The sequence below is a fragment of the Massilia sp. UYP11 genome (assembly GCF_050434805.1).
Taxonomy (GTDB): Bacteria; Pseudomonadota; Gammaproteobacteria; order Burkholderiales; family Burkholderiaceae_D; genus Telluria.
Genome location: NZ_JBNDJE010000004.1, coordinates 38,747 through 53,816, shown reverse-complemented (window position 1 = coordinate 53,816; position 15,070 = coordinate 38,747). Strand labels below are relative to the sequence as shown.

The following is a 15,070-nucleotide window of genomic DNA, read 5'->3' as shown; positions in this document are numbered from 1 at the left end:
AACGGCGCGATGTTGGCGCCGCCGGCGCGTCGTCCGCGCGCGAAGTGCGATAGCATCGGCATATTGCTACTACCGAGCCAGCGTTGCATGGAAAAACAGGATGAACTGCGCCGTTCCAAACGGATCGCCCTCGGCTTCTTCGTGGGCGCGGCCGTGCTGTTCGTGCTCAGCCTGCTGCTGCCGTACACCTGGTGGACCGGCCTGCTGCGCGCCTTTTCCGAAGCGGCCATGGTCGGCGCGCTGGCCGACTGGTTCGCGGTGGTGGCCTTGTTCCGGCGCGTGCCGATCCCGATCGTGTCGCGGCATACCGCCATCATCCCCAACAACAAGGACAAGATCGCCGACAACCTGGCCCTGTTCGTGCGCGAGAAATTCCTCGATACCGATTCCATCGTTGGCCTGATCCGGCGCCACGATCCGGTGCAGAAGGTGGCCGAGTGGCTGGTCAAGCCGGCCAATACCGAGTTGATGGGCGCCCACCTGGTGCGCGCCGCCACCTTCATGCTCGACTTCATCGAGGACGCGGCGGTGCAGAACTTCATCCGCCGCGGCGTGCACACGATGGTCAAGAGCGTCGACCTGTCGAAGTCGAGCGGCGCCATCCTCGAGAGCCTGACCCGCGGCCGGCGCCACCAGGAACTGCTCGACGAAGGCATCCGGCAACTGGCGCGGCTGCTGGACAACACGGATACGCAAGACTACATCGTCCAGGGCATCGTCGATTGGCTCAAGGAGGATTACGCCTTCATCGAAAAGATGCTGCCCTCGGACCTCATCGGCCGCAAGGGCGCCGACATCGCCGTGCGCCTGGCCGCCGGTGTGCTGGGCAAGGTGGCGGCCGATCCCGAGCACCCGCTGCGCCACCGCTTCGACGACTACGTGGCCGGCTTCATCGAGCGCCTGAAAACCGATCCCGCTTTCCTGGCCAAAGCCGACGACGTCAAGCGCTACCTGCTCGAGGACGAGACCCTCAACGCCTATCTCGGTTCGCTGTGGGCCGAGCTGAAGGCCTGGCTCAAGCGCGACCTGGAAAGCGCCGATTCCAACCTGCGCCGGCGCATCGTCGCCATGGGCGCCTGGATCGGCAAGGTGCTCAGCGAAGACCCGGCCTTGCGCCAGTCGCTGCGCGAGAACCTGGAAGCGGCCGCGCGCGGCGTGGCCCCCGAGTTCGCGGGCTTCCTGACGCGCCACATCGCCGACACCGTCAAGCAATGGGACGACCGCGAGATGTCGGCCCAGATCGAACTCAATATCGGCAAGGATTTGCAGTACATCCGCATCAACGGCACCATCGTGGGCGGCATGATCGGCGTGACCTTGTACCTGCTGTCCCACCTGCCCGCGCTCCTGAACTGAAGGCCTTTACCATGCACACGCTCGCACTGAACGACTGGCTCGCCGCCCACCCAGAGGTAGAGCGCATCCCCGAGCGCGACCTGTACGTGCTGGCGCGCTACATGATCCCGCTGGACGCCAACCTGGCCCAGGGCTGCCTCGAGGCGTCGGGCATCCCCGCCATGCTGGCCGATGCGCATTTGATGCAGACCGACCTGCTGCTGGCGCCGGCCCTGGGCGGCGTGCGCCTGCTGGTCGATGCCGTGCACGTGCAGCAGGCGTATTCGGTGCTCGAAGCGCTGGCGCGCGGCGACTATGCGCTCGACGAACACGCGCCGGACGGCGAGTGGCATAAGGCTGAGTAGACCGCGCGCGAGCGTGGGGTAGCGCACGAATCGCAGCGCGCCGGCGGCGTACGCTGGGCGCTCTTGTGTCGAAAGGAGAACATCATGCCCCAGGGTGACAAGTCGTCGTACACCGACAAGCAGAAGCGCCAGGTCAAGCACATCGAGGAAGGCTATGAGAAGAAGGGTGTCGGCAAGAAGGAAGCCGAGCGCCGCGCCTGGGCCACCGAGAACAAGATCTCGGGCGGCGGCAAGAAGCACTGAATCTTGGCGTGGAAACAACAACGGCCCGGTTCGCGAGAACCGGGCCGTTGTGCGTAGCGTGGTGGTGATAGGTGGACTTGAACCACCGACCCCAGCATTATGAGTGCTGTGCTCTAACCAGCTGAGCTATATCACCGAAACTGACAAAAGCAGGCAAAAGCAAAAATGGCTTGACTCGTTGAAGAGCCAAGCCATTCGCCTGGAATTCTTGGTGGTGATAGGTGGACTTGAACCACCGACCCCAGCATTATGAGTGCTGTGCTCTAACCAGCTGAGCTATATCACCGCAACGACCAATATTATCGGGCGCGACCGGTTGCCTGTCAAGATCGTGGCGTGTTCTGCGCGCAAAAATGTCGCGCCGATGTCATTTATCCAATGCTTCGAGGTGGTCGAGCATCGCCTGCGCCGGATCGGGCCCCAGGCAATCGATCACGATCCGGTCCGGCATCGCGCGCAGCCAGGTGATCTGGCGCTTGGCCAGCTGGCGGGTGGCGATGATGCCCAGCTCACGCAGTTCGGCGCGACTGATATTGCCGTCCAGGTAGTCCCAGGCCTGGCGATAGCCGACGCAGCGGATCGACGGCAGCGCCGGCGACAGGTCGCCACGCGCGCGCAGGCGCGCGACTTCGGCCACCAGGCCCTGTTCGTCGCCCTCGCCCAGCATCTGGTCGAAGCGCAGCGCGATGCGCCGGTGCAGCACGGCGCGGTCGTCGGTCTCGAGGCCAAACGACACCAGATCGAACGGCAGCGCGGGCTTGGCACGCTTTGCCAGCAGGGCCGACATCGGCTGGCCGGACAGGGCATGGATTTCCAGCGCGCGGTTGATGCGCTGGGCGTCGTTCGGCGCCAGGCGCGCGGCGGTCGCCGGATCGACCGCGCGCAGCTTGTCGTGCATGCCGGGCCAGCCGATGCGCGCGGCCTCGGCGTCGAGCGCGGCGCGCACCTGCGGATCGGCCGTCGGCAGGTCGTCCAGGCCGTCGACCAGTCCCTTGAAATACATCATCGTGCCGCCCACCAGCAGCGGCAGCCTGCCGCGCGCCGTGATCTCACCCACCAGGCGGATGGTGTCGTCGCGGAACTGCGCCACCGAATACGCCTCGAGCGGGTCGAGGATGTCGATCAGGTGATGCGGCACGGCGGCCAGCTCGCAAGGCTGGGGCTTGGCGGTGCCGATGTCCATCCCGCGATACACCAGGGCCGAATCGACCGAGATGATCTCGACGGGGCGGGTCTGCGCGATGCGCAGGGCGCACGCGGTCTTGCCGGACGCGGTCGGGCCCATGATGGCCACGGCCATCGGCTTTTTCGTCTCGTTCATCATTGGCCGCGCAAGAACAGTTTATCGAGCGCGGCGATCTCGAGCTGGACCCAGGTGGGGCGGCCGTGGTTGCACTGGTCGGCGCGTTCGGTGCTTTCCATCTGGCGCAGCAGCGCGTTCATTTCGGGCACGGCCAGGATGCGGTTGGCGCGCACCGCCGTGTGGCAGGCGAGGGTGCCGAGCAGCTCGTTGCGGCGCTCGATCAGCACGCGCGAGCCGCCGTATTCGCGCACGTCGCGCAGCACGTCGCGCGCCAGCGTCTGGGCGTCGGCGTTCTTGAGCAGGGTCGGCACGCTGCGCACGGCGAGGGTGGTCGGCGACAGCGCGGCGATGTCGAAGCCGAGCGTCTTCAGGGTGTCCTGGTGCTCGGTCGCGGTCGCGACTTCGACCGCGTCGGCGTAGAAGGTCACCGGGATCAGCATCGACTGCACTTGCATTTCCTGGCCCTGGGCCTGGGCGTCGAGCGCGTTCTTGATCTGCTCGTAGAGAATGCGCTCATGGGCAGCATGCATGTCGACCAGCACCAGGCCGCGCGTGTTCTGGGCCAGGATGTAGATGCCGTGCAGCTGGGCCAGCGCGAAGCCGAGCGGGAAGTCGTCGTTCGACAGCGGGCGGTCCGACGCCGAGAGCGGCACCTCCAGCGGGGCGCCTGTCGGCGCGGACGTCGTCGCCGCATCCGACCTGAACAGCGCGCCATACGCCTCGGTGCGCTGCGCCACGCCGCCGCTGGTCGATGGATCGTCCCAGCGGCTGCCGGCCGGATACGGCGACGGCGAGAAGGTGGACAACTGCGTAGACAACTGCGACCCGAACGAGGTCTGCTCGTGCGGCCGCATCTGCGGCCGCGACGGCGACTCGGACAGTTGCCACAATGGCGTGCCGCTGGGCCGCACCTCGGCCGCCGTGACCGGCGCCGGCACGCTGCCGTGCGCCGTGGCCGAGGTCTGGGCCAGCGTGCGCTGCACCGCGTGGAACACGAACTGGTGCACCGCGCGGCTGTCGCGGAAGCGCACCTCGATCTTCGATGGGTGGACGTTGACGTCGACCAGCGCCGGATCGAGGTCCAGCGACAGCACGTACGAGGGGAAGCGGTCGCCGTGCAGCACGTCCTGGTAGGCGGCGCGCACCGCATGCACCAGCACCTTGTCCCGCACGAAGCGCCCGTTCACGTAGAAGAACTGGCCGTCGGCGCGCGCCTTGGAGGCGGTCGGCAGGCCGACGTAGCCGTGCAGGTGCAGCGGACCGGCCGATTCGTCCAGCGCCAGGCGCGCCTCGGCGAAATCGCTGCCGAGGATGTGGGCGCTGCGCTTGGCCGCTTCGCTCACGTTCCAGTGGTCGATCGTGCGGCCGTTGTGCGACAGGCTGAACGACACGTCGGGACGCGCCAGCGCGATGCGGCGCACGACTTCGGCGCAGTGGCCGTATTCGGTCTGTTCGGATTTCAGGAACTTGCGGCGCGCCGGCGTATTGAAATACAGGTCCTGCACGTCGATCGTGGTGCCGCAGGCCCCCGAGGAAGGAGCGACCGTGCCTTCGTGCGAGCCGACGATTTCCCAGGCGTGGGCCGCGTCCGGCGTACGCGAGGTGATGCGCACCGCGGCCACCGAGGCGATCGAGGCCAGCGCCTCGCCGCGAAAGCCCAGGGTGCCCACGTTCTCGAGGTCGTGCAGCGAAGCGATCTTGGAGGTCGCGTGGCGCGCCAGCGCCAGCGGCAGTTGCTCCGGCGCGATGCCGCGGCCGTTGTCGGTGATCGCGATGCGCTTGACCCCGCCTTCTTCGAGGCGCACGGTGATCTGGGTCGCGCCGGCGTCGAGTGCGTTTTCCAGCAGTTCCTTGACGACGGCCGATGGCCGCTCGACCACTTCGCCGGCGGCGATCTGCGAGATGAGCTGGTCGGGGAGCTGCTGGATGGGGCGGTGGGTCGGGGCTGGGGCGTTCATGCCCCGATTATATCGCGCGTTCACGGTCCGGAATCGCCGCCCCGGATCGGCCTATTGCCGTTCGCGCACGGGAATCGGCACATTGCACAGGTCGATGGCGCCGGCCGCGACCTTGGTCCACGGGCCGCCGCGGTTGCGCTGGGCCTCGATCACGGCCTGGAAGGCGGCGCTTTCGGTGCGCATCACCTCGAGCCGGCTGCGCTCATGCGGCGTGACATCGGCCGCCAGGCGTACGCTGGCGATCGGCGTGCGTTGCTCGGCCTTGTCATAAAAGCCGGCGGCGCCGGTCCCGCGCGGCATCACCGTGAGCAGCGGCATGCCGGACACGACGCGGCCGACCACGGTGATGTTGCGGTCCAGGTGGCGCGGCGCGTGGCCGATCACGGCGTACAGCTGCGAACCGTTGCCCGTATTGGACGCCTCGTCGCGCGCCACGCCGACCATCGCGTAGCAGTGCGGCAGCCAGGCCTGGCCGGCCTTCGGGTCGCGCGCCGCCGGAAAGCCGTTCACGTGGCCCACCTGCGGCGCATAGACGTCGCGCTCCTTCAGCAGCGTGAACCGGCCGGTGCCCCTGGCGGGCACGGTGAATTCGGCGTCCACCGTCCTGGCGGCCTTGAACGGGCGCGGCGTGTCTTCGTCGGGGTCGCCCCATTGCACCACGAAGCCATCTTGCGCGCGCATGATCCACAAGCCGTCGAAATAGCGTTCGCGCACCAGCGCGCGGATGTTCGCGGCCGCCTTCGGCGCGAAGTTCGGGGCCAGTTCCATGACCACGCGGCCGGCCGGCAGTTCCATGTACAGCGTGTTTTCCGGATCGAGTGGGCGCCAGTCGGCTGGCGTGGAGGCCTTGACCACGTCCGCCACCGAGGGCTTGGGCGGCAATTCCTTGCCGGACCTGGCCGGCGCCGCGGCGGCGCCGCTGGCGGGCAGGGAAAACAGCGCAAGGAGTGCGGTGGCGGCGAGTGTCTGGATCGTGGTCATTGCCTGCATGTCTACTCCGCTTCTTATTGATGTCCGGACAATTGTAGTCCAGGGCGATGCGCGGCCGTTCGAAAGGCAAGAACCTCTTGGCGGAGAGGAGAGGGCGATGATGTCAGTCATCCGGGAACACCTGACCGGGATCGTGCCGCTAGGCGTGAGCGCGGCCGCTGGCGATCGGCGGTCTGTACAAGCGTGCCGACGCCTGCTGCAGCGTAGTTGACAATTGATGTAAATATGGTGGCAAAAGGCGCTAATGCAGCGCCTTTTGTTGTTGCAGCGCACTCAAGTTAGCTGCGCCGGGTCCGATAAGGATAGGGTAAGCCCACTATCTGGACACCCATGCGTAACCTGATCGCACTATTCGCGCTGAGCCTGAGCCTGATCGCGGCCATGGCGCAGGCGAACGATGCCGCCCCGACCAAGCCCGCGGCGATCGCCTCGATCAAGCCGAACCTGCGGCCGGCCGGGGTCGCCCCGGCGGCTGCCGCAAAAACCGAAGCCGATGCGGAAGTCGACCTGTCGGTCCGCATCGCCGAAAAACTGGCCGAGTTGCGCGCCAGGCAAGCCCTGCGCGCCGAGGACGCCGCACGCGCCCGCCGCGCGCTTGACGCCCGCCGCAAGAAGGAAGCCGCCGCCGCCGCCGCCATCCAAGCCGCGAAGCCCAGGACCGGCACCCACTGGACCTATGAGGGCGAGTTCGGACCGGAGAACTGGTCGAAGATCAATACCGGCTGGGCGGCCTGCAATGCCGGCAACCGCCAGTCGCCGATCGACCTGCGCGACGGCATCAAGGTCGATCTGGAGCAGATCACGTTCGACTACCACCCGAGCTCGTTCAACGAGATCGACAATGGCCATACGATCCAGGTGAACGTCGCCGGCGGGAACTTCCTGAGCGTGGGCGGGACTACCTACGAGCTGCAGCAATTCCACTTCCATCGCCCGGGCGAAGAGCGCATCAACGGCAAGGGCACCGAAATGGTCGTGCATCTCGTGCACAAGAGCTATGACAACAAGATCGCCATCCTGGCGGTGCTGCTCGAGCGCGGCGATGCCAATCCGCTGATCCAGACCGTGTGGAACAACCTGCCGCTGGAAAAGCACATGATGGTGACGCCGTCGATCGTGCTCGACGTAAGCGAGATCCTGCCGGCGCGGCGCGACTACTTCACGTACATGGGTTCGCTAAGCGAGCCGCCATGCACCGAGAACGTGCTGTGGCTGGTGATGAAGCAGCCGATGACGGCGTCACCCCAGCAGATGGCCTTGTTCTCGCGCCTGTATCCGTTCAATTCGCGGCCTGTGCAGCCGGGCAATGGGCGGATGGTCAAGGAATCGATGTAAACAACGAACGCGCCGGGGCGTAACGTCGTTAAGTGAAGGCGAAAGTCTTCTTGAGTTAGCGTAAAAACGTCGTCCCCACGCAGGTGGGGACCCAATCTTGCAAGCGTTTCGACGACGTTTGCAGAACTTGGGTCCCCGCCTGCGCGGGGACGACGTAGTTGACGGCTAGCTCAGCAACTTAACTTGACGGCATTACGCGCCGAGGCGCGTTTTTCATGATCCGGGCGGGAACGTCAGGAAATGCGGTAACGGCCTTCCCACAGCGCGTCCGGCGCCAGCTCGACCGGGCTCAAGTGCGCCGGCTCGATGCACACGAAGCGCTGGTACTCGTCGTCTTGCATGTCGGCCAGCGCGGCCGTGTCCGCGGCGCCCGGATTCCATACCACGGCGTCCCGGAAGCCTTCCTGTTCCAGCGTCAGGACGCGCGCCCAGGTGCCCAGGGTGATGTTGCCGGCAACATTTTCATAGACCACGTCGAGCTTGTCCGCGATGGACAGCGTGCCCGCCTCGAGCCCTTCGATGCGCACGTCCGCCAGGTGCGGCACCAGGTGATAGGTATGCAGCGCCGCCGCGAACGGGAAGGGCGCGGTGCCCGTGTTGCGCACGCTGAACGCCATCTCCAGCGCGTTGGCGCGCACGCTTACGCGCAGCGTCAGCGCGAAGCGATGCGGCCAGGCCGCGGCCGTTGCCGGCGCCAGGTCGGTCTCGTTCAGGCCGAACTCCGCCCACGCCGCATCCCCCTCGACGCCGTGCCGTTCCAGGCGCCAGGTGCTGACCCGCGCGAAGCCATGGCGCATGCCGTCGCCGCGTTCGGCGAACTGGGGAAAGATGACGGGCACGCCGCCACGGATCGCGCGGCTGCCGTCCAGCGCCGAGCGGCTGCTGAGGAACATGCGCTCGCCGCCATCGGCGCCGTGCCACGACACCAGGTGGCCGCCATACAGGGTGACGACGGCGCAGGCGCCGTCCGGCGCCGTGATGCGAATCGCGGGCAGTTGCCCGAAGGTGATGTTTTCCATGATGGTGTCTGGCTCAGGTCTGGCGGCTCTTGGCCATGGGCGGATTATCGGCGAAATAGCGGCGGATGCCGTTCGTGATCGCATTGGCCAGCTGGTTCTGGTAGCCGTCGTCGTTCAGGCGCGCTTCTTCCTGCGGGTTCGAGATGAAGGCGGTCTCGACCAGGATGGACGGGATGTCCGGCGCCTTCAGCACGGCAAAGCCCGCCTGCTCGACCGAGGCCTTGTGCAGGCGGTTGATGCCGCCGATTTCCTTCAGCACGGCCTTGCCGAGCTTGAGGCTGTCATTGATCTGGGCCGTGGTCGACAGGTCGAACAGCACGCTCGCCAGGTGTTTGTCGCTGGTGCCGGTCAGGTTGGCGCCGCCGATCAGGTCGGCCTTGTTCTGGTCGTTCGCCAGCCAGCGCGCCGCGCTCGAGCTTGCGCCTTTTTCGGACAGCACGAACACCGACGAGCCGCGCGCAGTCGGCGAGATCCAGGCGTCGGCGTGGATCGACACGAACAGGTCGGCCTGCACCTTGCGCGCCTTTTGCACGCGCGTGCCCAGCGGCACGAAGTAGTCGCCGTCGCGGGTCAGCATCACGCGGGTATTCGGCATCTGCTCCAGCTTGGCCTTCAGACGCTTGGCCACCGCCAGCACGATGTCCTTTTCGCGGCTGCCCCTGGCGCCGATCGCGCCCGGGTCTTCGCCGCCATGGCCCGGATCGAGGGCGATGGTGATCATGCGCGCCACCTTCTGGGCCGGGGCGGCGGCCGGGCTGCGCGTCGGCGGCGGCTGCACCGCCACGGCCGGGGCCGTGCCCTTCAGTCCCGACATCTCGGCTTCCAGCTTGGCGATCGCGTCCGGACCGGCATTCGGCTGGGTGCGCGGGACGGCGGGCGGCGGCATGGGAATCTGCACCGGCGGCGTGCCGGCGACGGGATTGGGCGAGGCCGGCGCGCCGGCCACCGGCGTACCGGCGACGGGGTCGCCCAGGGCCGGCTGGTCGGCCGCCAGGGTCGTGGTCGGGCCCGGACTCCAGTCGCCCTGTTCGATCAAAGCGGCGATCGGGTCGACCGGGGCGGCCGGGTACAGGTCGAACACCAGGCGGTGCTGGTAGCCGGCCACCGGCGCCAGGGTAAATACCTGCGGCTTGATCTCGGCCTTCAGGTCGAACACCAGGCGCACCACGTTCGGGCGGTTCTGGCCCACCCGCACCTGCTTGATGTAAGGATCGTTCGCTTCGATCTTGGCCACCAGGCTCTTGAGTGTGGGGCTCAGGGCAAGGCCGTCGATATCGACCACCAGGCGCGGCGGATCGGGGATCAGGAAGTGTTCGGCCTTGAGGTCGGTGTCGTTTTCGAGCGTGACCCGGGTATAGTCGGGAGCGGGCCAGACGCGCACGGCCAGGATCTCATTGGCGCTGGCGCGCAGCGGGATGACGGACAGCAGCAGCGTGCCGCCGGCCTTGAGCAGGACACGGCGGCGCGAGGACGAAGGCGTCACGCTGGCGGCTGGGGCGGCAGAAGGGGGGCGAGACGGTCGAGGCATAGCAGGCCTAATTCGGACAACGCCTGCAATTCTACATCACGGCCGGGCCCGCTTACGTTGAGCAAGACACGCAAGTCGGGCAGCGGCAACACCGGGTCGCCTTTTTCGGGCCACTCGACGATACACACGTTGCGCCCGTCGAAGTCCTCGCGAAAGCCCGCGTCCAGGAATTCTTCCGGGCTCGCCATGCGGTACAGGTCGTAATGGATGACGTTCAGGGGCTTGCCATCGAGCATCACGCGATACGGTTCCGACAAGGTGTAGGTCGGGCTCTTCACGGTGCCGGTGTGGCCCGCCGCCTGCAGCAGCGCGCGGGTGAGGGCGGTCTTGCCGGCGCCGAGGTCGCCGTGTAGATGGATCACCAGGCCCGGCTGCAAGGCGCGCGCCAGGGCGGCGCCGAGGGCGGCAGTGGCGGACTCGTCCGGCAGATAGCGCTGCAAGCGCGATGTAGAAGGCTGCATCGAATAAAATAGCGTGCTGTTTTTCAGGTTTCTTTTGCGTGATTTCTTGCGGTATGCCCATTTGCCCCGACCCTGCCCCCGACCTGCCCCAGCTTGCGCGCGCCATCAAGGCGTGGGGCAAGGAGCTCGGCTTTGCCGACGTGCGCATCGCCGACGTCGACCTGGGCCACCTGGAGGCCGGCCTGCAAGCCTGGCTGGACGCGGGTTACCACGGCGAGATGGATTATATGGCAAGCCACGGCATGAAGCGTGCCCGTCCCGCCGAACTGGTGCCGGGCACGGTGCGCGCCATCGTGGCGCGCATGGATTACCTGCCCGCCGCGGGCGACGACGACTGGCGCGCCCGGGAGCGCCTGCGCCAGCAGGCGCCGGATGCCGCGGTGGTGTCGGTGTATGCGCGTGGCCGCGACTACCACAAGGTGCTGCGCAACCGCCTGCAGTCGCTGGCCGGCCGCATCCAGGACGCGATCGGGCCGTTCGGCTTTCGCGTGTTCACCGACTCGGCGCCGGTGATGGAGTTGCCCTTGGCCGAGAAGGCCGGCCTGGGCTGGCGCGGCAAGCACACCCTGCTGCTGTCGCGCGCGGCCGGCTCGACCTTCTTCATCGGCGAAATCCTGGTCGACCTGCCGCTGCCCGTCGATCCGCCCACCGGCGCGCATTGCGGGCAATGCCGGTCGTGCATCGACCTGTGCCCGACCGGGGCGATCCTGGGGCCGGGCAAGCTCGACGCGCGGCGCTGCATCTCTTACCTGACGATCGAGCTGAAAAGCAGTATTCCGGAAGAACTGCGACCGTTGATCGGCAACCGCATCTATGGCTGTGACGATTGCCAGGTGGCCTGCCCATGGAACAAGTTTGCGCAGCCTGCTGCGGTGCCGGATTTCGACGAACGCAACGGCTTGGGCGATGGCGACCTGCTCGCGCTGTTCGCCTGGGACGAAGAGGAATTCAACCGCCGCATGGAAGGCAGTCCGATCCGCCGGATCGGTCACGAGCGCTGGCTGCGCAACCTGGCGGTGGGATTGGGAAATGCCGCAGAGAAGAAGCGCGGGGATGCTGCCATCGTGGCTGCCCTGCAATCCCGGCGTGATCATCCATCCGGCCTGGTGCGCGAGCATGTCGCCTGGGCCCTGGCGCGCCACGCCGCCTGAGCCAGCGTCGGGTCAGGCCTTCAGGGCTCGATGCGCTTCAGGCGCAGGGCCGACCAGTCGCCGTCGATCGAGATCATGGCCACGCCGGTGATGCCGTTTTCCTTGGCATAGGCATTGATCGAATCGCGGTTGATGTCGGTGGCCTTGGAGGCGGTCTGCTTGAGGTAGGCGATCCACAGCGACCCCTTCTCGCCGAGCTTGCGCTTGGCGATGTCGAAATAGTGCTCGAGATCCTTGCGGTGCATGCAGAACATCAGGATCGCGTCGAACGGGCCGTCGCCCTCCTTGACGATCTCGGCCGGCATCTGGGCCGTCACGTTCGGATTGGCCTGGCCATTGAGCACCAGCATCGATTTCGCCGTTCGCAAAAACATCTTGTCTGCAACTGTCTTTTCGTTCATTGGAGTTTCCTAAAAGAGAGTGCATCGCGGCGCCCGGGGCCGCGGCGCGTTCAAGACTATTTTACAAGGCTTCCCATGAGGCGTTGGAACGCTTGACGCGCGACAAGGTCGGCAAAAAGCGAGGGGCTGCGCGAACGCGCGGCCGGCGTTATTTCAACAGTCCAGCCAGCTCGACGGCCGTCTTGACCTGCATTTTGTCGAAGATATGGGCCCGGTGCACTTCGACCGTGCGCATGCTGATGCCCAGTTTATCGGCCACCACCTTGTTCATCATGCCGGCCAGGATCAGGTCGAGCACTTCGCGTTCGCGCGCCGACAGGGTGGCCAGGCGAGCCTGCACGCCGGCCGAGGCGGCCGCCTTGCGCGAGGCGGCGAGGGCTTCCTCGACCCGGTCCATCAGCTGGTTGTCGTTGAATGGCTTCTCGAAGAAATCGAACGCGCCGCGCTTGAGCGAGTCGACCGCCATCGGCACGTCGCCATGTCCGGTAAGAAAGATCACGGGCAGGCGCGGCAGCAGGCCGCGCTTGATCAGGTCGTCGAACACGGCGATGCCGTTCATGCCGGGCATGCGCACGTCGAGCAGCACGCAGTCGCCGCTGACGTCCAGGTCTTGCAGGGCGTCGAGGAATTCCTGGCCACTCGCGTAGCCGCGCGCGGGAAGGCCGCGCGATTGCGCCAGCCAGGCGAGCGAATCGCGAATGACTTCTTCGTCGTCGACGATGTGCAGCATGCAGGTCTCCGTAGTGGCGGGGTGGAGTTCCCGCCTTTGTTGCTTTTCTCGTAAAGATGGCGCATCCGGTGAACCGGCGCGCCGCAGACCGAATTCTAGCCCAGCGCCCGGCTCGCCGCTTGGGCCGGCAGCGAAAACGTGAACACGGTGCCGCCGGCCGGATGCGGCGCATGGTTCAGGGTGCCGCCATGGAATTCGATCGCGGTGCGGCAGATCGACAGGCCCATGCCCATGCCCTCGGCCCGGGTCGAGTAAAACGGAGAAAACAGCCGCTCGGCCACTTCGGGGGCGATGCCGTGGCCGCGGTCGACCACCGACACCGCCACTTGCCCGTCGGTATGGACCGCCTCGATGCGCAGCACGCGCTGGTCGGGCGCCGTGTCCTGCATGGCCTGGATCGCATTGCGGGTAAGGTTGAGCAATACCTGCTCCAGCATCACGCGGTCGGCCAGCACTGGCGGCAAGCTGGGCGGCAATTGCACGCGCAGCGCCACCCCAGCCTGGCGCGCCTGCAGCTCGATCAGGGCATGCACATTGGAAATAATGCTGCGGATCGTCACCTCCTGGCGCAGCGGTTCGCGCTTCTTGACGAACTCGTGCACGCTGCGGATGATCTGGCCGGCGCGCTGGGCCTGCTGGCGCGCCTGCTCCAGCGCATGGCGCAGCATGCCCGGCTTGAGGTCGTCGCCGGTGCCTGCGGCGCGCTCGAGCATGTTCAGGGCTCCCACCGTGTAGCTGGAAATCGCCGCCAGCGGCTGGTTCAGCTCGTGCGCCAGCATCGACGACAACTCGCCCATGGTGGCCAGGCGTGCGCTGGTCTGCAGCTTTTCTTCCTGCTGGCGGTTGAGCTCTTCCACCCGCTTGCGGTCGGTGATGTCGAGCACCGAACTCATCCAGCCGGTATGGCGGCCGTCGACGTCGACCAGCGGCGCCTCGAACACCAGCACCGGCACCCGGACGCCGTCCGGCCGCTGGAACACGGTCTCGAATTGCGGCGTGACCTTGCCCGACAGAATGCCCTGGAAGCGTTCCTCGTATTCGGAGGTCGCTTCCGGCGCCCAATAGGCCATCGGCGGCTTCTTGCCGATCAATTCTTCCGGCGGATGGCCGACGATCTGGCAGAAGGCGCGGTTGACGTAGGTGACGCGGCCTTCCAGGTCGCGCGCGCGCAGGCCGGTGAGCAGGGAATTTTCCATCGCCGTGCGAAACGCCATCTGCTGGCGCAGCGCGCTTTCCGCCGCCAGCGTGCGCGAGATGTGGCGCCACAGCGCGGCCAGGCTGGTCAGGAGGCCCAGGGCCAGCACGATCACCGACCCCACCAGCAGGTTCGGCAGCAGCTGCGGCGCGCGCTTGACGCTGTTGGTCGACAGCACCAGCTGGGCGCCCGGCAGGTCGAGCGCGCGCTGGTGGGTGTACACGCCGCGTCCCGGGCCGCCGGAGGCGCGCCGCGCCACCGCCTGTTCGTCGCGGTCGATCAGGGCCAGCGCATTGTCCTGGGCAAACCACCAGGGCACGGTCTCGTCGAGCAGCACCTGCAGGCTGTAGGTCGCGACCAGGCTGCCCACGAACTGGCCGTTGCGAAACAGCGGCAGGTAGAAATCGATCAGGCCATGGGTGGACGGCGTGGCGCCATACGGCTCGCTGTAGCGGCCGCGCCGGATCGAGCGCGCCATTTCTCCGGCCAGGGCCGTGGTCGCGGGCTGTCCGGCGGCGGGCAGGTCGGCGCCATGGCTGGCCAGCACCGTGCCGGCGGCGTCGCTCCACACCACGCGCACCAGTTCCGGGCCGTTGACGAACATCTGGCGGAACCTCGCCAGCAACTTCTCCGGCGGCAGCGGCGCGACCACCAGGTCGGCGCCGAGGGCGCCGAGCGCATCCTCGCTGCGCGCCAGCTCGAAGCGCAAGGTCTGCTCGACCCACAGCGTGTCTGCAATCAATTGCTCTTGGCGATCGGTGCTTTCCATCTGGCGCGCCTGCCACGGCAGCCAGATCAGCACCGCGAGGAACAGCAGCACCAGCAGCATCGGCACCAGCCAGCGCCAGAAGCGCCAGGCGCGGATGCGCGCGCGCGGTTCCGACATGGGCTGGGCGAACGGAAGTTTCATGCAAGAGTCCTGTATTGGTTACACTGTCCAGCGATGGTGGAAGTCCACGATGGCGGTCGACGTTGGCGCGGCACAGATTTGCGTGCGGCAGTGTTTCCGCCAGTGTAAGGGAAGCGCTTCGGTGCTTTCCAAGGTTTTATTAGAAA

Annotated in this window: 14 protein-coding genes and 2 tRNA genes; 5 read left to right on the top strand and 11 right to left on the bottom strand. The window is 66.8% G+C overall.

Annotated features, from left to right (window positions below; genetic code table 11):
- The first annotated feature begins 87 nt into the window (after positions 1–87).
- From ABIB38_RS09060 to ABIB38_RS09050, 3 genes are all read left to right on the top strand, one after another.
- Positions 88–1,356: a DUF445 domain-containing protein gene (locus ABIB38_RS09060; RefSeq protein ID WP_429203433.1), complete on the top strand. Its 1,269-nt coding sequence runs from the start codon at positions 88–90 to the stop codon at positions 1,354–1,356.
- An 11-nt stretch (positions 1,357–1,367) separates the two neighbouring features.
- The gene (locus ABIB38_RS09055; RefSeq protein ID WP_429203432.1) at positions 1,368–1,700 is read left to right on the top strand and encodes a putative signal transducing protein; all 333 of its coding nucleotides are present in this window, start codon (positions 1,368–1,370) and stop codon (positions 1,698–1,700) included.
- A gap of 84 nt (positions 1,701–1,784) precedes the next feature.
- The gene (locus ABIB38_RS09050) at positions 1,785–1,943 is read left to right on the top strand and encodes a hypothetical protein (protein ID WP_036215215.1); all 159 of its coding nucleotides are present in this window, start codon (positions 1,785–1,787) and stop codon (positions 1,941–1,943) included.
- A gap of 59 nt (positions 1,944–2,002) precedes the next feature.
- Here ABIB38_RS09050 and ABIB38_RS09045 read toward each other — a convergent pair.
- The 5 genes from ABIB38_RS09045 to ABIB38_RS09025 form a co-directional block, all read right to left on the bottom strand.
- A tRNA-Met gene (locus ABIB38_RS09045) sits at positions 2,003–2,079 on the bottom strand.
- A 73-nt stretch (positions 2,080–2,152) separates the two neighbouring features.
- Positions 2,153–2,229 (bottom strand) — tRNA-Met (locus ABIB38_RS09040).
- A gap of 81 nt (positions 2,230–2,310) precedes the next feature.
- A complete protein-coding gene (gene miaA, locus ABIB38_RS09035; RefSeq protein WP_429203431.1) occupies positions 2,311–3,267 on the bottom strand; it encodes a tRNA (adenosine(37)-N6)-dimethylallyltransferase MiaA in 957 nt (318 codons plus the stop codon).
- Positions 3,264–5,204, bottom strand: a complete 1,941-nt coding sequence (gene mutL, locus ABIB38_RS09030) for a DNA mismatch repair endonuclease MutL (protein ID WP_429203430.1) — start codon at positions 5,202–5,204, stop codon at positions 3,264–3,266. Before mutL ends, miaA begins: the two co-directional genes overlap by 4 nt.
- Positions 5,205–5,255: 51 nt before the next feature.
- Positions 5,256–6,194, bottom strand: a complete 939-nt coding sequence (locus ABIB38_RS09025; protein WP_429203429.1) for a peptidylprolyl isomerase — start codon at positions 6,192–6,194, stop codon at positions 5,256–5,258.
- 330 nt (positions 6,195–6,524) lie between these two features.
- Here ABIB38_RS09025 and ABIB38_RS09020 point away from each other — a divergent pair, with 330 nt between their 5' ends.
- Positions 6,525–7,529 carry a carbonic anhydrase gene (locus ABIB38_RS09020; protein ID WP_429203428.1) on the top strand — a complete coding sequence of 335 codons (1,005 nt, stop codon included), beginning with the start codon at positions 6,525–6,527 and terminating at the stop codon, positions 7,527–7,529.
- A gap of 233 nt (positions 7,530–7,762) precedes the next feature.
- Here ABIB38_RS09020 and ABIB38_RS09015 read toward each other — a convergent pair whose 3' ends face one another.
- The 3 genes from ABIB38_RS09015 to tsaE are packed head-to-tail and all read right to left on the bottom strand — an operon-like array spanning position 7,763 to position 10,537.
- Entirely contained in the window at positions 7,763–8,548 is a 786-nt protein-coding gene (locus ABIB38_RS09015) for a D-hexose-6-phosphate mutarotase (RefSeq protein WP_429203427.1), read from the bottom strand.
- Positions 8,549–8,561: 13 nt separating this feature from the next.
- Positions 8,562–10,076, bottom strand: coding sequence for an N-acetylmuramoyl-L-alanine amidase (locus tag ABIB38_RS09010; protein WP_429203426.1), 1,515 nt, complete (start codon positions 10,074–10,076; stop codon positions 8,562–8,564).
- On the bottom strand, positions 10,028–10,537 hold the full coding sequence (gene tsaE, locus ABIB38_RS09005; protein WP_429203425.1) for a tRNA (adenosine(37)-N6)-threonylcarbamoyltransferase complex ATPase subunit type 1 TsaE: 510 nt from the start codon (positions 10,535–10,537) through the stop codon (positions 10,028–10,030). Before tsaE ends, ABIB38_RS09010 begins: the two co-directional genes overlap by 49 nt.
- Before the next feature lie 53 nt (positions 10,538–10,590).
- Between tsaE and queG the strand changes: the two genes are divergently transcribed.
- Positions 10,591–11,688 carry a tRNA epoxyqueuosine(34) reductase QueG gene (gene queG, locus ABIB38_RS09000; RefSeq protein WP_429203424.1) on the top strand — a complete coding sequence of 366 codons (1,098 nt, stop codon included), beginning with the start codon at positions 10,591–10,593 and terminating at the stop codon, positions 11,686–11,688.
- Between the two features lie 20 nt (positions 11,689–11,708).
- Here the strand turns inward: queG and ABIB38_RS08995 are convergent, their stop codons facing one another.
- The 3 genes from ABIB38_RS08995 to ABIB38_RS08985 all read right to left on the bottom strand — a co-directional run bounded on the left by ABIB38_RS08995 (position 11,709) and on the right by ABIB38_RS08985 (position 14,924).
- A complete protein-coding gene (locus ABIB38_RS08995) occupies positions 11,709–12,089 on the bottom strand; it encodes a DUF3052 family protein (protein ID WP_429203423.1) in 381 nt (126 codons plus the stop codon).
- Between the two features lie 148 nt (positions 12,090–12,237).
- Positions 12,238–12,819: a response regulator transcription factor gene (locus ABIB38_RS08990; protein WP_429203422.1), complete on the bottom strand. Its 582-nt coding sequence runs from the start codon at positions 12,817–12,819 to the stop codon at positions 12,238–12,240.
- Positions 12,820–12,914: 95 nt separating this feature from the next.
- On the bottom strand, positions 12,915–14,924 hold the full coding sequence (locus ABIB38_RS08985; protein ID WP_429203421.1) for a two-component system sensor histidine kinase NtrB: 2,010 nt from the start codon (positions 14,922–14,924) through the stop codon (positions 12,915–12,917).
- Positions 14,925–15,070: the final 146 nt, after the last annotated feature.